At 67.4% G+C, this 18,355-nt stretch carries 19 protein-coding genes; 8 read left to right on the plus strand and 11 right to left on the minus strand.

Annotated features, from left to right (window positions below; genetic code table 11):
• The first annotated feature begins 3 nt into the window (after positions 1-3).
• Positions 4-786, plus strand: a complete 783-nt coding sequence (locus tag ACTG4X_RS15085) for a 3-hydroxybutyrate dehydrogenase (RefSeq protein ID WP_440534184.1) — start codon at positions 4-6, stop codon at positions 784-786.
• A gap of 7 nt (positions 787-793) precedes the next feature.
• On the opposite strand, the gene ACTG4X_RS15090 is transcribed toward ACTG4X_RS15085, so the two are convergent.
• Positions 794-1,750, minus strand: a complete 957-nt coding sequence (locus ACTG4X_RS15090) for a bifunctional helix-turn-helix transcriptional regulator/GNAT family N-acetyltransferase (RefSeq protein ID WP_373423604.1) — start codon at positions 1,748-1,750, stop codon at positions 794-796.
• Between the two features lie 140 nt (positions 1,751-1,890).
• Here ACTG4X_RS15090 and ACTG4X_RS15095 point away from each other — a divergent pair, with 140 nt between their 5' ends.
• Positions 1,891-4,293: a YgiQ family radical SAM protein gene (locus ACTG4X_RS15095; RefSeq protein ID WP_440534185.1), complete on the plus strand. Its 2,403-nt coding sequence runs from the start codon at positions 1,891-1,893 to the stop codon at positions 4,291-4,293.
• 3 nt (positions 4,294-4,296) lie between these two features.
• Here ACTG4X_RS15095 and ACTG4X_RS15100 read toward each other — a convergent pair whose 3' ends face one another.
• Entirely contained in the window at positions 4,297-4,962 is a 666-nt protein-coding gene (locus tag ACTG4X_RS15100) for a DUF1294 domain-containing protein (RefSeq protein ID WP_440534186.1), read from the minus strand.
• Between the two features lie 17 nt (positions 4,963-4,979).
• Positions 4,980-5,360 (minus strand): tautomerase family protein, encoded by a 381-nt coding sequence (locus ACTG4X_RS15105; protein WP_093176684.1) that lies wholly within the window; start codon positions 5,358-5,360, stop codon positions 4,980-4,982.
• 149 nt (positions 5,361-5,509) lie between these two features.
• Here ACTG4X_RS15105 and ACTG4X_RS15110 point away from each other — a divergent pair, with 149 nt between their 5' ends.
• A complete protein-coding gene (locus ACTG4X_RS15110) occupies positions 5,510-6,424 on the plus strand; it encodes a hypothetical protein (protein WP_440534187.1) in 915 nt (304 codons plus the stop codon).
• 4 nt (positions 6,425-6,428) lie between these two features.
• On the opposite strand, the gene ACTG4X_RS15115 is transcribed toward ACTG4X_RS15110, so the two are convergent.
• Complete coding sequence (locus tag ACTG4X_RS15115) at positions 6,429-7,301, minus strand: CoA transferase (protein ID WP_440534188.1); 873 nt, start codon at positions 7,299-7,301, stop codon at positions 6,429-6,431.
• Positions 7,302-7,453: 152 nt separating this feature from the next.
• Between ACTG4X_RS15115 and ACTG4X_RS15120 the strand changes: the two genes are divergently transcribed.
• Positions 7,454-8,356, plus strand: a complete 903-nt coding sequence (locus ACTG4X_RS15120; protein WP_093052098.1) for an SDR family oxidoreductase — start codon at positions 7,454-7,456, stop codon at positions 8,354-8,356.
• Here the strand turns inward: ACTG4X_RS15120 and ACTG4X_RS15125 are convergent, their stop codons facing one another.
• The 3 genes from ACTG4X_RS15125 to ACTG4X_RS15135 are packed head-to-tail and all read right to left on the minus strand — an operon-like array spanning position 8,357 to position 11,143.
• Entirely contained in the window at positions 8,357-8,815 is a 459-nt protein-coding gene (locus tag ACTG4X_RS15125) for an Lrp/AsnC family transcriptional regulator (RefSeq protein WP_307614549.1), read from the minus strand. It lies immediately after the preceding gene.
• 22 nt (positions 8,816-8,837) lie between these two features.
• Entirely contained in the window at positions 8,838-9,236 is a 399-nt protein-coding gene (locus ACTG4X_RS15130) for a DUF488 domain-containing protein (RefSeq protein WP_093176688.1), read from the minus strand.
• Positions 9,237-9,274: 38 nt separating this feature from the next.
• On the minus strand, positions 9,275-11,143 hold the full coding sequence (locus ACTG4X_RS15135; RefSeq protein WP_440534189.1) for a PhoX family protein: 1,869 nt from the start codon (positions 11,141-11,143) through the stop codon (positions 9,275-9,277).
• Between the two features lie 93 nt (positions 11,144-11,236).
• Between ACTG4X_RS15135 and ACTG4X_RS15140 the strand changes: the two genes are divergently transcribed.
• Both ACTG4X_RS15140 and ACTG4X_RS15145 read left to right on the plus strand, forming a co-directional pair.
• On the plus strand, positions 11,237-12,067 hold the full coding sequence (locus tag ACTG4X_RS15140) for a crotonase/enoyl-CoA hydratase family protein (protein ID WP_440534190.1): 831 nt from the start codon (positions 11,237-11,239) through the stop codon (positions 12,065-12,067).
• Between the two features lie 365 nt (positions 12,068-12,432).
• Positions 12,433-12,747: a hypothetical protein gene (locus ACTG4X_RS15145; RefSeq protein ID WP_093052086.1), complete on the plus strand. Its 315-nt coding sequence runs from the start codon at positions 12,433-12,435 to the stop codon at positions 12,745-12,747.
• Between the two features lie 10 nt (positions 12,748-12,757).
• Here the strand turns inward: ACTG4X_RS15145 and ACTG4X_RS15150 are convergent, their stop codons facing one another.
• The 4 genes from ACTG4X_RS15150 to ACTG4X_RS15165 form a co-directional block, all read right to left on the minus strand.
• Positions 12,758-12,979 (minus strand): hypothetical protein, encoded by a 222-nt coding sequence (locus tag ACTG4X_RS15150; protein WP_093176691.1) that lies wholly within the window; start codon positions 12,977-12,979, stop codon positions 12,758-12,760.
• Positions 12,980-13,013: 34 nt separating this feature from the next.
• The gene (locus ACTG4X_RS15155) at positions 13,014-14,273 is read right to left on the minus strand and encodes an acyl-CoA dehydrogenase family protein (RefSeq protein WP_440534191.1); all 1,260 of its coding nucleotides are present in this window, start codon (positions 14,271-14,273) and stop codon (positions 13,014-13,016) included.
• Between the two features lie 122 nt (positions 14,274-14,395).
• Positions 14,396-15,553, minus strand: a complete 1,158-nt coding sequence (locus tag ACTG4X_RS15160; RefSeq protein WP_440534192.1) for a DSD1 family PLP-dependent enzyme — start codon at positions 15,551-15,553, stop codon at positions 14,396-14,398.
• Between the two features lie 73 nt (positions 15,554-15,626).
• The gene (locus ACTG4X_RS15165) at positions 15,627-16,295 is read right to left on the minus strand and encodes a GntR family transcriptional regulator (RefSeq protein ID WP_176928732.1); all 669 of its coding nucleotides are present in this window, start codon (positions 16,293-16,295) and stop codon (positions 15,627-15,629) included.
• Between the two features lie 157 nt (positions 16,296-16,452).
• On the opposite strand from ACTG4X_RS15165, the gene ACTG4X_RS15170 reads away from it, so the two are divergent.
• Both ACTG4X_RS15170 and ACTG4X_RS15175 read left to right on the plus strand, forming a co-directional pair.
• Positions 16,453-17,430 (plus strand): VOC family protein, encoded by a 978-nt coding sequence (locus ACTG4X_RS15170; RefSeq protein WP_093053158.1) that lies wholly within the window; start codon positions 16,453-16,455, stop codon positions 17,428-17,430.
• 39 nt (positions 17,431-17,469) lie between these two features.
• Positions 17,470-18,324: a fumarylacetoacetate hydrolase family protein gene (locus ACTG4X_RS15175; RefSeq protein WP_093176698.1), complete on the plus strand. Its 855-nt coding sequence runs from the start codon at positions 17,470-17,472 to the stop codon at positions 18,322-18,324.
• The last annotated feature ends 31 nt before the right edge of the window (positions 18,325-18,355 follow it).

The raw sequence follows: 18,355 nt of genomic DNA on the forward strand, positions 1-18,355 counted from the left end.
ACCATGCAACTCAAGGACAAGGTCGCCTACATCACTGGCTCGGCCAGCGGCATCGGCAAGGAAATCGCCATCCTGTTCGCGCAGGAGGGCGCCAAGATCATCATTGCCGACCTCAACAAGGAAGCGGCCAACGCCACCGCGGCCGAGCTCAAGGCCACGGGCGCACAGGCCATCGGCGTAGGTGTCGACGTGACGAACGAAGACCAGGTCAACGCCTCGGTCGAAGAGGGCGCTGCGGCCTTCGGCGGCATCGACATCCTCATCAGCAACGCCGGCATCCAGATCGTTCACCCGGTGGAAGAGTTCAGCTTCGCCGACTGGAAGAAGATGCTCGCCATTCACCTCGACGGCGCCTTCCTCACCACGAAAGCTTGCCTGAAGCACATGTATGCACAAGGTCGCGGCGGCAGCGTGATCTACATGGGCTCGGTGCACTCGAAGGAAGCCTCGCTGCTGAAGGCTCCTTACGTCACCGCCAAGCACGGTCTCATCGGCCTGGCCAAGACGGTTGCGAAGGAAGGCGCCAAGCACGGCGTGCGTGCCAACGTGATCTGCCCGGGCTTCGTTCGCACGCCGCTCGTCGAAAAGCAGATTCCCGAGCAGGCCAAGACCCTGGGCATCAGCGAGCAGGAAGTCATCAAGAACGTGATGCTGAAGGAAACGGTCGACGGCGAATTCACGACCACGGAAGACGTGGCGCGCGTCGCGCTGCTGTTCGCGGGCTTCCCGACCAATGCACTCACCGGCCAGTCGCTGGTGGTGAGCCACGGCTGGTTCATGCAATAAGCAGACGCTACAGCTTCAACTCCCAGGTTTCACCGACCTGTGGCGAGCCGTAGCCCTCGTGCGGCTCCGACTTGGTGAGCTGGAAGCCGCGCTTGGCGTAAATGCCGCGTGCGGCCACCAGGCAGCTGTTGGTCCACAGCACCATCTTCTTGTAGCCCTTGAGGCGCGCGAAGGCGATGCATTCGTCCACCAGCTTGCCGCCCAGGCCGAGCCCGCGCGCGGCGGGCGCGAGGATCAGCAGGCGCAGCTGCGCCACCGCGGCCGACTTGCGCACCACGAAGATCGCGCCCACCCGCTCGCCGTTGAGCTCGGCGATCCAGCAGCGCTCCCACTCGGGCTGGAACTTGAGCAGGAATTCACCCGCGATGCCGGCCACCAGCGCCTCGAAGGTGCTGTTCCAGCCGTACTCGCGCGCATAGATCTCGCCGTGCTGCTGCACCACCCAGCCGATGTCGCCGGGTGCCGGGTCGCGCAGGATGGCGGCCTGGGTCTTGGCCGGGGCGGCTTCGGGGTCGAGCAGCGACTGCACCGTGCCCATGGCCTGCACCAGCTGCTGGCGCTGAGGTGGCGCGAGCGAGGCGAGCAGGGCGGTGGCTTCTTCACGCGATTTCTGTTGCAGCGGCGCGAATGCGGCGTGGCCGGCCTCGGTCAGGCGCAGGACGCTCTGGCGCGCATCGCGCGGATGCGGCTCGCGCGTGAGCCAGCCTTCGTTTTCGAAGCGGCGCAGGATGCGGCTCATGTAGCCCGCGTCGAGCCCGAGGTCGCGCCCGATTTCGCTCGCGACCGCCACCTCGCGGTGCGCCAGCTCGTACAGCACGCGCACGTCGGTCAACGACATGGCGCTGCCGAGGTAGGGGTCGAGGGCGCCGATGCGGCGGGTGTAGAAGCGGTTGAATTGGCGGATCGCCTTGACGGCGGCGGGGTCGATGTTGGGTAAAGTCGCTGACATGGTTGCTATTGTCATGTAGAAGGTTGACTTTGGCAATCAATAGAGGCACCGAAGGGGCCCGGTCACAGGATGTTTGCCGCGACAGACATGATGGAAAACCCTAAAATCGAGGGTTGCCCACAACGGCGCTCCCACGGCGCTGTCTACTCCCACCGATGAACGCCCCCGTCGACGTCTCCTTTTTCGCGCGCGCCGCCAAGCCGCTGACCAGCTACCGCAAGTACTGGGCGGCCCGTTTCGGCACGGCCAAGTTCCTGCCGACTTCGCGCAAGGAAATGGAAGCGCTCGGCTGGGACAGCTGCGACATCATCGTGGTCACGGGCGACGCCTACGTCGACCACCCCAGCTTCGGCATGTCGGTCATCGGCCGCATGCTGGAGGCGCAGGGCTTTCGCGTCGGCATCATCGCGCAGCCCGACTGGCAGAGCGCCGAACCCTTCAAAGCGCTGGGCAAACCGAACCTGTTCTTCGGCGTGACTGCCGGCAACATGGATTCGATGATCAACCGCTACACGGCCGACCGGAAGATCCGCAGCGACGACGCCTACACCCCCGGCGACGTCGGCGGCTCGCGCCCCGACCGCGCGGCCATCGTGTATTCGCAGCGCTGCAAGGAAGCCTGGAACGACGTGCCGATCATCCTCGGCGGCATCGAAGGCAGCCTGCGCCGCATCGCCCACTACGACTACTGGTCGGACAAGGTGCGCCGCTCCATCGTCGTCGACTCGAAGTGCGACCTGCTGCTGTACGGCAACGCCGAGCGCGCCATCGTCGAGATCGCGCACCGCCTGGCCGCCAAGGAGCCGGTGCAGCAGATCACCGACGTGCGCGGCACCGCCTATGTGCGGCGCGAAACGCCCGAGGGCTGGTTCGAGATCAACTCCACCAGCGTGGACGAACCCGGCCGCGTCGAGGCGCACGTCAACCCCTACCTGATGGTGTCCGACCAGGCCAAGGCCAACGGCGCCACCTGCGCGAAGGAAGACGAGGCTGACGCCGTTGCCAAGGCGGCCGAAGCCGCTGGGTCGGCCGCCGGCTCGGTGGTCAACCCAGCCATCAAGCCGCTGAACTTCGTGCCCAACCTGGCGCTGCAGCCCCGCGGCAAGATCGCCGTTCCGCCGCGCGACCGTTCGGTGATCCGCCTGCCGGCCTACGAGCAGGTGCGCAGCGACCCGGTGCTCTACGCGCACGCCAACCGCGTGCTGCATCTCGAAACCAACCCGGGCAACGCCCGCGCGCTGGTGCAGGCGCACGGCGAAGGCGCCACTGCGCGCGACGTGTGGATCAACCCGCCGCCCATTCCGCTCACCACGGCCGAGATGGACCACGTGTTCGACCTGCCGTACGCTCGCAGCCCGCATCCGCGCTACGCCGACGAGAACGGCAGCCACGACGGCGCGACCAAGATCCCCGCGTGGGAAATGATCCGCTTCAGCGTGAACATCATGCGCGGCTGCTTCGGCGGCTGCACCTTCTGCTCGATCACCGAGCATGAGGGCCGCATCATCCAGAGCCGCTCGGAAGATTCGATCATCAAGGAGGTCGAGGCCATCCGCGATTCGGTGAAGGGCTTCACCGGCACCATCTCCGACCTCGGCGGCCCCACGGCCAACATGTACCGCATCGGCTGCAAGTCGCCCGAGATCGAATCGGCCTGCCGCAAGCCCAGCTGCGTGTACCCGGGCATCTGCCCGAACCTCAACACCAATCACGACCCGCTGATCAAGATCTACCGTCGGGCGCGTGCATTGAAGGGCATCAAGAAAATTCTCATCGGCTCGGGCCTGCGCTACGACCTGGCCGTGCAGTCGCCGGAGTACGTGAAAGAGCTGGTGCAGCACCACGTTGGCGGCTACCTGAAGATCGCGCCCGAGCACACCGAGCAGGGTCCGCTCACGAAGATGATGAAGCCCGGCATCGGCAGCTATGACAAGTTCAAGCAGATGTTCGAGAAGTACTCGGCCGAGGCGGGCAAGAAGCAGTACCTGATTCCGTACTTCATTGCCGCGCATCCGGGCACCAGCGACGAAGACATGATGAACCTTGCGATCTGGCTCAAGAAGAACGGCTTTCGCGCCGACCAGGTGCAAACGTTCTACCCGAGCCCGATGGCCACGGCCACGACGATGTACCACACCAACAAGAACCCGCTGCGCAAGATCACGCGCGAGAGCGAAACGGTGGACATCGTGCGCGGCGACAAGCGCCGCCGCCTGCACAAGGCCTTCCTGCGCTACCACGACGCCAACAACTGGCCGCTGCTGCGCGAGGCGCTCAAGAGCATGGGCCGCGCCGACCTGATCGGCAACGGCAAGCACCACCTCATCCCGACGTGGCAGCCGCTGACCGACGGCGGCTACACGAGCGCGCGTCGCAAGAACTCGACCGTCGCTCCGGCGGTCAACAAGTCCGCGCCGGTCAAGCTGGCGCCGGTGAAGCCCTCGAAGGGCCGCATCCTCACGCAGCACACCGGCCTGCCGCCGCGCGACAACGGTTCGGCCGCGGCGCCGCGCAAGGCTGCCGGCCCGGTGCGCGGCAGCATCCGCAAGCCGCGCTGAGCTTCAGAACGCCAGCAGGCCCGCTGGCAGCAGCTTGCCGACCCAGGCAACCATGGCTGCCATGTGTGCCAGCACCGTGGCCCAGTAGCCCGCCATGAAGCTCGCCTTGCGCACCTTGTGGCGAAACAGCCGCTGCGCGACCCAGGCGCCCGGCCAACCCCCGATCAGCGAGAGCAGGTGCAGCGTGTTCTCCGCGGTGCGCCAGCGGCCTGTTTCGGCTGCGTTCTTGTCGAAGCCGTAGATGAAGAAAGTCAGCAGGCTGAGCAGCGCCAATACGCCGAGCGCGATCGGCGGAAGGCGTGTGGTCCAAACGCCATAGCCGAGCAGCGCGCCGTATGCCACGAGCAGAAGAACCATCGGCAAAGGGGACGAAGAAGAGGCCGAGGAACGCACCGAGCGATCAGGTTGCCGGCGAGGCGGCGCGGACCTCCGCTGCGGTTGTGATTGCGGCTGCCGCGCCGCACCGGCTGCCTGCACCGACATCGCACGCGGCCCCTTGCCGCCCACATGGATCTCCTCGAAGTTCACCCTCATGCCGACTTGCGGCGCGGTGCCCCGGTCGGTGAAGTCGCGCAGGTGCACGAACACATCGGCGGAGATTTCGGGGCAGCGGATGAAGCCGAAGCCCCGGTCCTTTTCCCATCGAACTAGCGTGCCCTGGCGTTTCATCGGCGGGATTCTCGCCGCTATGCGTACTGCATCTCGCCATTTCCGAACGACCAGTTCTCCTTCGCCACCTCGACGAGGTTGATGAAGACATCCTCGCGCCGGATGCCCAGCCGGGCGTGCAGGTCATCGGCCACGCGCTTGTAGAAGGCTTTCTTCATCTCCGTCGTTCTTCCGTGATTCAGCGTGATCTGGATCAGCACGAAGCCCGGCGAGTAGACAACACCGAGGTAGCTTGCCGGATGGACCAGCTCGCGTGCATCGTGCCGCGTGATGACCTGGAACTTGTCGTCTTCCGGCACGTTGATGGTGTCCCGCATGGCCTGATAAATGAGATCCCCGATGGCCGGACCCAGGGTCTCGGGGCTGTCATTGGAAAGATCGATCCGGACGAGTGGCATCTGTGGTTCCTCGAAAAAGAGTGGAAGCCTAAGGTACATCCCGTATCGATCGGCCATGGCGGGCGCAATGCCGCTGTTGGTGCGGCGCAGCAAGCCCACGCAGTCCGACTGAAGGCGAGGGTGGGGCGGTCCGCTGTATGGTGTGGTCCATGAGCAGTTCGTACTACCCGTCGGCTTCATGGACGATGCGCACCCTGGCGGGAGCGCTGCTGCTACTGCTCGCAGCCTCGGCGCAACAGGCGCTTGCCGCCGCACCGGAGAATTCTTCCGCCCAGGCGCTGCGCGCCACGCACCAGCGCTTGAGCGACAAGCTCGACAAGAGCAGCTTCGGGCGGCCCGTGCAGCTCGATTCCATGGAGACGGCCGATGGCCTGCAGGGCGACGTCTACGCCGTGGTCGAGCATCCGCTCGCGGAAATCGGCACCGCGCTGAAGGGGTCGGCCCACTGGTGCGAGGTGCTGACCCTGCACATCAACAACCGGCGCTGCAGCACGGCCAGCGGCCCGCAGGGACGCGAGATGCTGACGCTCTACGTGGTGCGGCGCTATGACAAGCCCATCGACCAGGCCTTCGAGCTGCCGTTCGTCTACCGGGTCGCCAGTGCCACGCCAGAGCACCTGATGGTCGAGTTGTCGGCCGAGAGCGGGCCGCTGGGCACCAGCAACTATCGCGTCACGCTGGAGGCCGTGGCGCTCGACGAGCGCAAGAGCTTCCTGCACTTCAGCTACAGCTATGACCACAACACCATGGTGCGGCTGGGCACCATGGCCTACCTGGCGACCTTCGGCAGCGACAAGGTGGGCTTTACCGTGCTGGGCAAGACGCCGGAAGGCCAGCCCGACTACATCCGCGGCCTGCGCGGGCTGGTGGAGCGCAATGCGATGCGCTACTTCCTGACGCTGGATGCCTACCTCTCGGCGCCGGGGCCGGAGCAGGCCGACCGTCGTCAGCGTCGCTGGTTCGCGGCGGCCGAGCAGTACCCGCGCCAGCTGCACGAAGTCGATCTCGACACTTACCTCGCGCTCAAGCGCGAAGACCGGCAGCGCGAGGGCGCCAGTCGCTGATGAATCAGCTGGCCAGCGTGAGCAGCGGCACGTCGCGCTCGCGACCCATGGCTTCGAGTTCGGCGCGCGTGCGCGTCGCCAGCCATGCGGCCAGCGCTTCGTGCGTGGCCGGCGCCAGCATGTCGCGCGAGTCGATCTGCGCCGCCTCGCAGAGCCGGCTGGCGAAATGCGGCTCCAGCGCGGCAACGGCCACGCGGCCATCGGCGCAGGGGTAGACGCGGTAGCCGGCATGCGCGCCGCCGACCGTGCCCGAGGGTTGCGTCAGCCCCCAGGTGCGGGGGAGGGCGAGCCAGTCGGCCGAGGCGTTCAGCGCCACTTCGAGGTACACGCCGCCCGCCTTGCGTGACTGCAGCAGCATGGCCTTCAGCACCGCTTCGCTTGCGAGCAGTGCGCCGCCCATGTCGGCGTAGAGCGTCGGCGGCAGTTCGGTGCCGGTGACCAGTCCGCTTTCGGCGAGATAGGTCAGGTCATGGCCCGGCTCCTCGGCGCGTTCGCCCGGCGCGCCGACGATGGCCACTTGCGACAGCGACGGATGGCGCGCCTGCAGCGCAGGCCAATCGAGGCCGAGCTTGCGCAGCGCGGAAGGGCGGAACGAGGTGAGCAGCACGTCCGTCTTCGTGAGTTCGGCGTGCAGTTGCTGCTGGCCCGCGTCCGTCTTCAGGTCGGCCGTTTCGATGGCGATGCCTTCGTGCAGTGCGGCATACGCGGGCTTGTTGTAGAGCGCCATCGGGTCGCCGCCCGGCGGCTCGAGCTTCAGGCAGGTGGCGCCCATTCCGCGGCAGCGCAGCAGCGCGGCCGGCCCGGGCAGGTTGAGCGCAAGGCTCAGCACGCGCACGCCTTCGAGCGGCTGGAAGGAATCTTGGGTGGGGCTGGACATGAGGCGTCGATCCGGAAAACAGGCCAGCAGCCATTCTCACCCGTGCGGCACGGGAAGCCAGATTCCGCAAGCCGCCATCGAGGCGGCGCGCGTAGCATGCGCCATGGCAGCGCTCGTCCTTGCCGCTGCCGCAACGACCAAGGAGACGAAACATGTTCGAAGCTTCCCTGATGAACGGCCAGCGCATCCTCGTGACCGGCGGCGGCACGGGCCTCGGCCGCGCGATGGCCGAGCGCTTCCTGAGCCTTGGCGCCGACGTGGCCATCTGCGGCCGGCGCCAGTCGGTCTGCGAAGAAACCGCGGCCGAATGGCGGCAGCAGTTCCCGGGCCGGCGCATCGACACCTTCGGCGTGGACATCCGCATCGCGCAGCAGGTCGACGAGATGGTCGAGAGCCTGTTCCAGAGCGGCGGCCTCACGGGGCTCGTCAACAACGCGGCGGGCAACTTCGTCTCTCCGACCGAAAACCTCTCGCCGCGCGCCTTCGACGCCATCGCCAACATCGTGTTCCACGGCAGCTTCTACGTGACGCAGGCCGTGGGCAAGCGCTGGGTGGCCCAGGCCAAGTCGGGCCAGTGGAAGCAGGGCGATGCCTTCCGCAGCGTGATGAGCATCATCGTCACCTGGGTCGACAACGGCAGCCCCTACGTCGTGCCCTCGGCCATGAGCAAGGCCGGCATCGAGGTGATGACCAAGTCGCTCGCGGTGGAGTGGGCGCGCCACGGCATCCGCCTGAATGCCGTCGGCCCCGGCGAGATTCCGACCGAGGGCATGAGCAAGCGCCTGAACCCTGGCGAGGAGCCCGGCGCACGCAGCAAGCAGAGCAACCCGATGGCGCGCACCGGCCGCATGAGCGAGCTGCAGAACCTCGCGTCCTTCCTGATGGCGCCGGGGCAGTGCGACTGGCTCACGGGCCAGAGCATCATGATGGACGGCGGCAATGCGCTGGCCACCGGCGGCAACTTCTACGAGCTGCGCCAGTGGAGCGACGCCGACTGGCTGGCCGCGCGCGAACGCATCGAGGCGCAGAACCAGAAGGACAAGGCGCAGCGCTGACTACTTCTTTGGCGTCCTGGCCGCCTGCACGGTGACGTGCTTGTTCACCGGGCTCGACAGCACCAGCGATGTCGTCACCGAGCCGTCGACCGCCAGCGCGTCCACCACGCGCTCCAGGTCGGCCGGCTCGGCGATCGCGCAGCGCACGATGAAGCAGCTTTCGCCGGTCACGCGGTCGGCGCTCAGCACCTCGGGCATGGCGTCGAACAGCTTCAGGTACTTGGCGATGCCCGCGTGCGTGGTGTCGATGCGGATGATGGCCTGCAGGCCCACGCCCAGCGCGCGCAGGTTGACGCGCGCGCCGTAGCCCTCGATCACGCCGGCCTCTTCGAGCTTGCGCACGCGCTCGCTCATGGCCGGCTGCGAGAGGCCGATGCGCTTGCCCAGCGCGGCCAGGCTCTGGCGCGCGTCAGCCTGCAGCGCTTCGAGGATCTGCCGGTCTTTCCTGTCGATGTTCATGCGAGGTTCGCTTTGCCCTTGCTCAGTCCGCAATGTCTGCGCCGCGCTCGGCCAGCAGGCTGCGCAGCACGGAGCGGTGGCAGTGCGCTTCGTCCTCGCAGTAGCAGCCCACCGACAGGGCCGTGCTGTGCGATAGCGCGGCCAGCAGGTCGAGGCTGCGGCTCGCGTCGGACTCGGCCATCTCGGCCTTGAACTTGCGCACGAAGGCGTTCCATTGCGCGGGCGAGTCGGCTTTCTGGGCCTCCTGCGCCTGCTTCATCGTCTCGACGGAGGGCGCGAGGTTCGGGTACCACACGTCGTACCAGTCCTGCGAGGCGAACTCGGTCTTCGGAACGCCGCGCGGCGGACGGCGCACGGTGCCGACGCGCAGGCCTTCGCCGGGCGCACGCGGGGTGCCCAGGCGGACGATGCGGATGCTCATGGTGTTCTTCCTTTTCCCTTGGGCTTTGAGTCGATGTCTCAGGTGCCGACGATACCGCCGTCGCGCCGGCGTATTGCCAGCGTTGCCGAGCGCGGCCGCGCGCTGCCCGGCTCGGTGCCATCGGGCCAGGCGCTGTTGTGCCTGGTGTCGCCGTCGTCGCGCGCCTCGCCCGGATGCTGGATGTTGACGAACAGCGTGTGCCGGTCGGGCGTGACCACGGAGCCCGTGATCTCGCAGCCGTTGGGCCCGGTAAGAAAGCGCTTGATGCGGCCCGAAGCCGGGTCGGCGCACAGCATCTGGTTGTTGCCCAGCGAGGTGTAGGGCGGCTTGCCGAGCACCTGGCCGCTCAGGTCGGTCTGGATCCAGAGCAGGCCACCCCGGTCGAAGTGCAGGCCGTCGGGAGCACCGAACATGTCGGCATCGCCCGACGGATAGCGTGCGCCGCTGCCGGGCTGCGCCGGATCGCCGGCGAGTGCGAAGTGGTCCCAGGCAAAGCCGGTGCTGGCGGCGTCGCCGCCGTCCTCGCGCCAGCGCAGGATGCCGCCGAAGAGGTTGTTGGCACGCGGGTTGGCCGCGTCGGGGGCGGGCTTGCCGGCGTCGCCGCGCTGGCTGTTGTTGGTGAGGGTGACGTAGACCTCGCCGCTTTGCGGGTGGATGGCAATCCACTCGGGGCGGTCCATCTTCGTGCCGCCTACGACGTCGCCCGCCAGCCGCGCATGGATCAGCACCTCGGCCTGGTCGGCGAAGCCGTGCGCCGCGTCGAGGCCATCGCGGCCGTGCACGAGCTCGAGCCATCGGCCGCGGCCGCCGGCGTCGTAGCGCGCCACGTGGAGGGTGCCGTCGTCCAGCAGGTGGCGGTTGGCGGCACGAGCGGCGGCATCGGTGCCGGGACGCACCTTCTCGCGGCTGATGAACTTGTAGATGTATTCGAAGCGCGAGTCGTCGCCCATGTAGACCACCAGCCGGCCGTCCCTGGCGACGGTGCAGGTGGCGCTCTCTTGCCGCTTGCGGCCGAGTGCGGTGCGCTTGATGGGCGCGGCGGTCGGATCGAAGGGGTCGATTTCGACCACCCAGCCGAAGCGGTGCGGCTCGTTCGGATGCCGGCTCAGGTCGAAGCGCTCGTCGAAGCGCCAGTACTCGACCCACTGCGAGCCGGCCACCGTGCCGTAGCGGCGCTGCGCCGCCGTTGCGCCCTGAGCCGCTTCCTTCGGGCCGCCGAAATAGCCATGGAAGTTTTCCTCGCAGGTGAGGTAGGTGCCCCAGGGCGTGACGCCCATTGCGCAGTTGGCGAAGGTGCCGAACACCGCGTCGCCCGCCGGGTTGGCGGCAGTGCGCATCAGCGGCGTGCCCGCGGCGGGGCCGGTGATGCGCATCGGCGTGTTGCCGTGCACGCGACGCGCAAAGGGCGAGGGCCGCACCTGCTGCCACCCCTGGCCGGTGCACCGGATCTCGATCACCGAGACACCCATGGCGTGCAGCGACTTGCGCACCTTCTCGGCGGTCCACGCCTTGACGCCGTCGGTGTGCAGCAGTTGCTCGTCGGTGTATTCGTGGTTCATTACGAGCAGGCCGCGGTCGCCGCTTGCGTCGAGCGCGAAGAAGTGCATGCCGTCGTGATGCATGCCGGCCTGCACGGCCTGGTCGTCGGCGCTGTTGCCGGCATCGGGCGCGAAGGCCGGCATGCTGCCCGCGACGCCGGTGGGCGTGCCCCAGGGATAGAGCAATTGCCACTCGTATTCGGGCGGCACGACGATGCCGTCGCGCAACGAGGCCGGCACGCCCGTGAAACCCAGCACGTTGCCGCGGCCCGTGGGCGAGGAAGGCACGGCGCAACCCTGGCCGAAGAGCGCCACCACGGCAGCGGCGGAGCCCGATTGCAGAAGAAAGTGACGACGATCCAGGGGCATGGCAGTGGGTGTTGTTGTGTAGGCGACAGCCACGATCATCGCCGGGCGCCGCACCCGGCGATACTGGCGCGGCAACCGCCCAGGAGACATCGAATGACCGACCGCATCGAATGGACCCGCCACGCCGACGGCGTGGTGGAACTGCAGCTCGCACGCGCCGACAAGATGAACGCGCTCGACCCCGCGATGTTCGACGCGCTGATCGAAGCCGGCGAGGCGCTGCGCGACGACAAGGCGGTGCGGGCCGTGGTGATTTCGGGCCGCGGCAAGGCTTTCTGCGCGGGGCTCGACATGGCGTCTTTCGAGCGCATGCAGCAGCAAGGCGCGGGCTCCGGAGTGCTGGGCGAGGGCGCTGCCGGCGCCGACCTGCTGGTGCGCACGCACGGTATCTCGAACGCCGCGCAGCAGGTGGCGATGGTCTGGCGCGAGGTGCCGGTGCCGGTCATCGCCGCCGTGCATGGCGTGGCCTTCGGCGGCGGCTTGCAGGTAGCGTTGGGTGCGGACATCCGCATCGTCGCGCCCGACACCAAGCTTTCGGTGATGGAAATCAAGTGGGGCCTGGTGCCCGACATGGCCGGCATGGTGCTGATGCGCGAACTCGCCCGCAGCGACGTGGTGCGCGAACTCACCTTCACGGGCCGCATCTTCTCGGGCGAGGAAGCCTTGCGCATCGGCTTCGCCACCCGCGTCGCAGCCGATCCGCTGGCCGAGGCGCTGCAGATGGCACACGAGATCGCCGGCAAGAGCCCCGACGCGATCCGCGCCGGCAAGCGGCTGCTCAACGCGTCGGCATCGCACAGCGCGGCCGAGATGCTGCTGGCCGAGTCGGTAGAGCAGAAGGCCCTGATCGGCAGCCCGAACCAGGTCGAAGCGGTAAAGGCCAACATCGAGCGGCGCGCGCCGCGTTTCAGCGCTCCGGCCTGATCCGCCGGGCTCCCGGGCCCGTGCGACTCATCATTTGTGCCCGGGCAGCCGGGTAATCCCCCAGCCCGCCGGGGCCGAACTTCGCGCACCCTCGCACCCCATCTTCTACGGGTGCAGTCGAGCACGCGTTTGCCTGTGGGCGGGCCCTTCAATCTCGCGCCCAAACAGCCGAAAAGAATGCAAAGTGCTTTTTAAGTGTCTTTGTGTAAGAATTAAGTAGTTGTTTTAAAGGGAGAATGAACGGGAATGGAGGCAATTTGTGTGCAGAAGGTCACGTCTTCCTCTCTGATGGCTTCCGCGGAGGATGGCTCCTGACAGCGCACTCATTAACAATTGAAAGCTTTGCTTAGCGACGGCGATCCTGCATGTCGACGACCACGTTTTTTTGCAACCTCAGCGTGCCCATTCTGGTGGGCGAGGATCGCTACAAGTACATCCCCATCGTGGGGGTCTTTCGCAGCATTCCATTCGATCAAGTCGATGAATGGGTGATGCACCCCGACGGCCAGCCGCGCAGTGACCGCGAGCTGGCGGCCGAAGTTCTTGTCGAGATCCGCAAACCACTCGGTTCGAGTGGACGCACAGCGCCGCACGCTTTCGAAGTGGGAGACATCCTGCAGCTCGACCGCGCCGCCGCGATTGTCGTGTCCACCTTCCTGGCGGCGCTTCCGCGCGTCTGACGCACTCCCTTCAGTCGCACCTGAAGAGCACGCCGCTGCCCGGTGTGTTCGGCGCATCGGCCTGCTCCAGGAAGCGGATCGGGTTTCCGTCCTTGCGGCAGTAGGCCTCCGCTTCCTGCGGACTCGCCGCCCGAAGGATCCCGTCGTAGAGACGCACCACGCCGGTCACGGGAGTGGCACAGCCGGCAATGACGGTGGCGAGGGGAAGAAGGGCGAGCAGCAATCGGCGCATGAAAGAAGACGGGTCCGGTGAAAGACCCGCGACTTTAAGCGCTGCTGCTTCCCACCGCCCAATAGAAAGTCGGCCTTGCCCCGTTGAGCAGATGGTCGCCCACCACGCGCCCTTTGTAGATGGTCGGATTGTGCGACGCCAGCGTGCGCGCATTGCGCCAGTGCCGGTCTAGCCGTCGGTCTTCCTGCAGCGCCGAGGCGCCGCCGATGTCGAACAGCCGCGTGCCCGCCTGCAGCACCGCATCAACGATGCCGGCCTGTGCCTTGGCGGTGTTCAGCTCTACCTCGAACAGCAGGCTTTCGGGCACGGCTTCGCCGCGTTGGCGGAAGCGGTCGACTTCGCCCAGCCCGCGCGCCACGGCCTGCACGGTCGAGGTCGCGATGAACGCCGTGCTCGCGAGTTGGCCGATGACCTGCTGCACCAGCGGATCTTCGCGCGGCGTGTCGCCGCTGCCGTGGCTGTAGACGCGCTTGCGCGGCTGCACGAAGGCCACGGCGTCGCGCACGATGGCGCGGGCAATGCCGGCCAGCGTGGCGAGGTGCGTGAGCTGGAAATGCGCGGTCAGCGGCGTGGGCTGGTCGCGCACGTACAGCAGCACGTTCTCGGCTTTCACCCGCACGTTGCGAAAGCGCGTGGTGCCCGATGCGCTCAGCCGCTGGCCGAAACCGCGCCAGTCGTCCACGCGCTCCACGCCCTGTGCTTCGGCCGGCACGAGCGCAATCACGCGATCGCTGCTGCCGTCGTCGTTCAAGCGCTGGGCTGAAACCGAGATCCAGTCGGCGTACAGCGTGCCGGTGCTGTAGTACTTGTCGCCATCGAGCCGCCACGCGTCGCCGTCGCGCTTCAGCGTGGTCTGCAGTGCCCCGAGCGGGCCTTCGCCAAGCTCGGTGGTGGCGTTGCCGAAGATCACACCCTCGGCCGCGAGGCGCATCCATGGGCCGTGCAGGGCGGGGTCGATCTCCGCGAACAGCCGCTCGATGAAGCCGAAGTGCGCGCGCAGGATCTGCGGCAGGTTGGAGTCGGCCTCGCCAAGTTCGATGAGCAGGTCGTAGAGCTGTTCGACCGAGCCGCCCAGGCCGCCATGTTCGAGCGGCACACGCAGCGCGCCGAAGCGCTCTGCGTTGAGCCAGGCCACGGGCTCGTAGGCGAGCTCGCGTTCGTTCTCGCGCTGCGCCGCATGCTCGGCGATGCGCTGGAAGATGGGGCGGAAGCGGGCTGCGAGCTGCTGCGAGGAAGGCGCTTGCACGCCTGGGACGTGCGTTGCGGGCCGCGTCGTTGCTTGGATGGATTCCATGGAGGCTGGGCGGCCCCGGAAGGGCGCCCGGAAAGAGAGAGACAGGCGCCCGACTGTCCCCCGCGGCGGGGCCCTTGTGAAATACGCTTTTCGAGTTTTCTTATGCCGCCCGTTCCTATCCCTTACCGCCTGCCGCGCGCGTCCACCGGCCAGATGGCGACCAGCGTGCCGCCCTCGACCACGTGGTACGCGTCATGCAGATTGACCGTGGGGTCGCAGTGCGGCGTGATGAACTCCACGCGAGCGCCCAGCGCCGGCCGCTGCGCCTGCGAGCCCGGGGGCAGCATCAGCTTGCCGTGCTCGTCGCCGAAGAAGGCGTAGCGGCTCGACGCGTCGGCGCCTTTCGCCACCAGCGGCACGCCGCTGTCGGTCGAGAAGCACTTGGTGCCGCCGTCCACCGTCACCCAGTCGGGCGCATTCGTGCTGACCACCGCCGTCTGCACGAACAGCGAGACGTCGAAGGGCGAGGGCTGTTCGCCGCTGGCCAGCACGCTCGTGTATTCGGCGTCCATGAACACATACGAGCCCGCCTGCAGTTCGGTGAACGCGTTTTCCTGCGAATCGAGGTCGTGCGTGCCGGTGCCCGCGCCCGTCACGATGTCGAAGTTCAGGCCCTGCCGCTTTGCCGCCGCGACGATGCCCGCCACGGTTTCGCGCAGGCCGGCCGCCGCCGCGCTGCGCTCGTCGCGCGACACGATGTGCTGCAGGTTGCCCGCATACGACTGCAGTCCGCGCAGTCGCAGGCGTGGCTCGGCAGCTGCCAGCGCCGCCAGCTCGAGCACCTTCGCCTGCGTGGCGGCGCCGGTGCGGTTGTAGCCCGCGCCGTAGTCCACCAGCACGTCGAGCGGGTGCGTGAGTTCGCTCGCGGCGCGCGCCAGGTCGGCCAGGTTCTGCGGGTTGTCGACCACCACCATCACGTCGCCTGGGCGCGCGCGCTGCGCCAGCTTGATGAGCCGCGCGATCTTGCTCGGCGTGACTGCGGGCGAGGTGATGAGCACGCCCGGAATGCCGCCCTGGACCATCACCTCCGCCTCGCCCAGCGTGACGCAGCTCACGCCGACGGCGCCGGCCGCCACCTGGCGCCGTGCGATCTCGACCGACTTGTGCGTCTTCACGTGCGGGCGCAGGTTGACGCCGCGGGCCTTGGCAAAGGCAGCCATTCGTTCGATGTTGCGCGTCATCGCGGGCAGCTCGATCAGCAGGGCGGGGGTGTCGAGAAGATGGCGTCCGCCGGGAACGCCGATCAGCGGCGCGTTGACTTGCAGCAGGTCTTGGGGCATCGGGGAAAAGCCTTCGTGGAGGCGCTTTGTGGAGGAGATCGGGGCGAGATGATCGCACCGAAATGCCTGCCTCCTATCTGTCGGCCGGCGGGTTCGCCTTCAGCGCCGTCATCAGCAGGCGGCCGGTGGTCTGCAGGTGCTCGGCAATCAGCGTCTGCGCCGCCTGGATGTCTCGGTTGAGCACCGCATCGAGCAGCGCCTGGTGTTCGGCCCCCACGTCACGCGCCTGCTTCGACAGCGGCGCCGACAGCTGCCGGTAGCGTTCGCTCTGCTGGTAGAGCATCTGGTGCATGCGCAGCAGCCAGCCGTTCGGGCAGCCCGCCACCAGCGCGTTGTGGAACTCCGCGTGGCTCGCCGTCCATTCGGCGCTCAGCATCGTGGGCATGGCCGCGTCGCGCTCGGCCAGCCGCGAGAGGCGGTGGTGCGCCGAGACCACGCTGCCTTCCCAGGCGAGGTCGCCGTGGCGGATGGCTTCAGCGAGGCACAGCTTTTCGATCTCGATGCGCGCCTTCACCAGCTCTTCGAGATCGGTCGCCGAAATGGGGCTCACGCGGTAGCCGCGCGCCGGCTCCGACACCACCAGCGCCTCGGCTTCCAGCATGGCGAGGCCTTCGCGCACCGCGCCTGCGCTCACGTCCAGCTCTTCGGCCAGCGCGGCGATGTTGAGCTTCGAGCCCGGCAGCAGCCGCCCGCCCACGATGGCCGTGCGCAGCTCGGTGAACACCTGTCGTGTCTGGCTCATGCCTTTCGTTTTTTCGTTCATTGCACTCCCGTCACCGCGAAAAACGGCCTGATGTTACTTGTTAACCCTAATGATCCATGGATGGCTAAACAATAGACTAACGTCGAAAGAATATATTATTTGTTCCAACATGGATAGCCGATTGGAGACATACGACATGGCCGATATCCAGCTTCGCACCCACAAAAGCCCCGAGCGCGCGGCGTTGCACAGCGTTCATTCGCTCGATGCCTTCGTCTTCACCGTGCCCGACCTCGACGAGGCCGCGCGCTTCTACGACGCCTTCGGGCTGGAGCCGAAACGTGAGGGCGACCGGCTCGACCTGTACACCGCAGGCCACCCGCACGCCTGGGGTTCGCTGTACCAGGCGCCCGGGGTGAAGAAGCTGCAGTACCTGCGTTTCGCCTGCTTCGCGGAAGACTTCGACGCCATCGCCGCGCGCATCGAGCGCCTGGGCGTGCCGCGCTGCTCGCCGCACCCGCTGGGCGACGACCGCGGCCTGTGGGTGCTGCACCCGGAGGGTTTTCCGGTGCAGGTCGTCGTGGCCGCGAAGAGCGCGCCGGACGCGGGCAGCGAGCCCGTCGTCGCGCCGCGCCCGCCCGTGGGCACTGGCGCCTCGCCGAACCGCGCGCGCATTCCGAAGGTGCATCCGCGCCGGCTCTCGCACATCCTGATGTTCTGCGCCAAGGTGCCAGAGGCTTTGCGCTTTTACGAAGACGCGCTGGGCTTGCGCGTTACCGACCGCTCGGGCGATCTCATCGTGTTCATGCACGGCGTGCACGGCAGCGACCACCACCTGATTGCGATGGCGCATTCGAACGGCCCGGGGCTGCACCACCTGAGCTGGGACGTCGCGAACATCGACGAAGTCGGCCGGGGCATGGAGCAGATGTATGCAGCGGGCCACGTGCGCGGCTGGGGCGTGGGGCGCCATGTGCTGGGCTCGAACTACTTCCACTACGTGCGCGACCCGTGGGGCAGCTACTCGGAGTACTCCTGCGACATGGACTTCGTGCCCGGCGACTACGACTGGCGCGCCGCAGACCACCCGCCCGAAGACTCCTTCTACGCCTGGGGCCCGAAAGTGCCCGAGGACTTCGTCACCAATTTCGAGGTCGAGGCCGCCAAGGCCTGAGACCGCTTCTTCTCTGCATCCGAATCACAAAGGAATCCCATGCGTCTCCTCGCCTTCAACCATAACGGCAAGCCGGCCCTCGGCCTGCGCCTCGGCCAGGAGGTCGTCGACCTCACAGCCGAAGGCCTGCCCGCCACGCTCGATGAACTGTTGCGCGCCGGCCCCGAAGCCATGGCCGCCGCGAAGAAGGCCGGCGACGCGGCCCGCGCGCGCCTGCCGCTCGCAGGCATCGACTGGCTGCCGCCGGTGCAGTCGCCCTCCAAGGCCATCGCCGTGGGCCTCAACTACATCGACCACGCCGCTGAAAGCAAATTCGACCCGCCGACCTACCCGGTGCTGTTCCATCGCTTTCCGTCGTCTTGGGTCGGCCACAAGCAGCCGATCGTGCGTCCGCACGTGTCGACGCAGTTCGACTACGAAGGCGAGCTGCTGGTGGTCATCGGCAAGGCCGGGCGCTACATCAAGAAGGGCGATGCGCTGAACCACGTGGCGGGCTACTCGGTGTTCAACGACGGTTCCATCCGCGACTACCAGTTCAAGTCCGCGCAATGGATGATGGGCAAGAACTTCGACCGCTCGGGCTCCTTCGGCCCCGAGTTCGTCACCGCCGACGAGCTGCCCGCGGGCGCCACCGGCCTGAAGCTGCAGACGCGCCTGAACGGCACCGTGCTGCAGGACGCGAACACGCGCGACATGATCTTCGACGTCGCCACGCTGGTGTCGGTGTGCTCCGAGCCCTTCGCGCTGCAGCCGGGCGACATCATCATCGCCGGCACGCCCTCGGGCGTGGGCCTGGCGCGCAAGCCGCAGATCTTCATGAAGGCCGGCGACGTGTGCGAAGTGGAGATCGAAGGCGTGGGCCTTCTTTCGAACCCCGTCGTCGACGGAGACTGAGCAGCGGCAGCAGCACCAAGGCCGCGCTGAC

This window comes from Variovorax sp. YR566 (genome assembly GCF_051992195.1).
GTDB lineage: Bacteria > Pseudomonadota > Gammaproteobacteria > Burkholderiales > Burkholderiaceae_C > Variovorax.

Coding starts and splice junctions, on each gene's coding strand:
- ACTG4X_RS15140 (WP_440534190.1), top strand. CDS start 11,237: ATGACCGACCGCATCGAATGGACCCGCCACGCCGACGGCGTGGTGGAA.
- ACTG4X_RS15125 (WP_307614549.1), bottom strand. CDS start 8,815: ATGAACATCGACAGGAAAGACCGGCAGATCCTCGAAGCGCTGCAGGCT.
- ACTG4X_RS15175 (WP_093176698.1), top strand. CDS start 17,470: ATGCGTCTCCTCGCCTTCAACCATAACGGCAAGCCGGCCCTCGGCCTG.
- ACTG4X_RS15085 (WP_440534184.1), top strand. CDS start 4: ATGCAACTCAAGGACAAGGTCGCCTACATCACTGGCTCGGCCAGCGGC.
- ACTG4X_RS15120 (WP_093052098.1), top strand. CDS start 7,454: ATGTTCGAAGCTTCCCTGATGAACGGCCAGCGCATCCTCGTGACCGGC.
- ACTG4X_RS15090 (WP_373423604.1), bottom strand. CDS start 1,750: ATGACAATAGCAACCATGTCAGCGACTTTACCCAACATCGACCCCGCC.
- ACTG4X_RS15170 (WP_093053158.1), top strand. CDS start 16,453: ATGGCCGATATCCAGCTTCGCACCCACAAAAGCCCCGAGCGCGCGGCG.
- ACTG4X_RS15165 (WP_176928732.1), bottom strand. CDS start 16,295: ATGAGCCAGACACGACAGGTGTTCACCGAGCTGCGCACGGCCATCGTG.
- ACTG4X_RS15105 (WP_093176684.1), bottom strand. CDS start 5,360: ATGCCACTCGTCCGGATCGATCTTTCCAATGACAGCCCCGAGACCCTG.
- ACTG4X_RS15160 (WP_440534192.1), bottom strand. CDS start 15,553: ATGCCCCAAGACCTGCTGCAAGTCAACGCGCCGCTGATCGGCGTTCCC.
- ACTG4X_RS15155 (WP_440534191.1), bottom strand. CDS start 14,273: ATGGAATCCATCCAAGCAACGACGCGGCCCGCAACGCACGTCCCAGGC.
- ACTG4X_RS15110 (WP_440534187.1), top strand. CDS start 5,510: ATGAGCAGTTCGTACTACCCGTCGGCTTCATGGACGATGCGCACCCTG.
- ACTG4X_RS15150 (WP_093176691.1), bottom strand. CDS start 12,979: ATGCGCCGATTGCTGCTCGCCCTTCTTCCCCTCGCCACCGTCATTGCC.
- ACTG4X_RS15100 (WP_440534186.1), bottom strand. CDS start 4,962: ATGAAACGCCAGGGCACGCTAGTTCGATGGGAAAAGGACCGGGGCTTC.
- ACTG4X_RS15130 (WP_093176688.1), bottom strand. CDS start 9,236: ATGAGCATCCGCATCGTCCGCCTGGGCACCCCGCGTGCGCCCGGCGAA.
- ACTG4X_RS15145 (WP_093052086.1), top strand. CDS start 12,433: ATGTCGACGACCACGTTTTTTTGCAACCTCAGCGTGCCCATTCTGGTG.
- ACTG4X_RS15095 (WP_440534185.1), top strand. CDS start 1,891: ATGAACGCCCCCGTCGACGTCTCCTTTTTCGCGCGCGCCGCCAAGCCG.
- ACTG4X_RS15135 (WP_440534189.1), bottom strand. CDS start 11,143: ATGCCCCTGGATCGTCGTCACTTTCTTCTGCAATCGGGCTCCGCCGCT.
- ACTG4X_RS15115 (WP_440534188.1), bottom strand. CDS start 7,301: ATGTCCAGCCCCACCCAAGATTCCTTCCAGCCGCTCGAAGGCGTGCGC.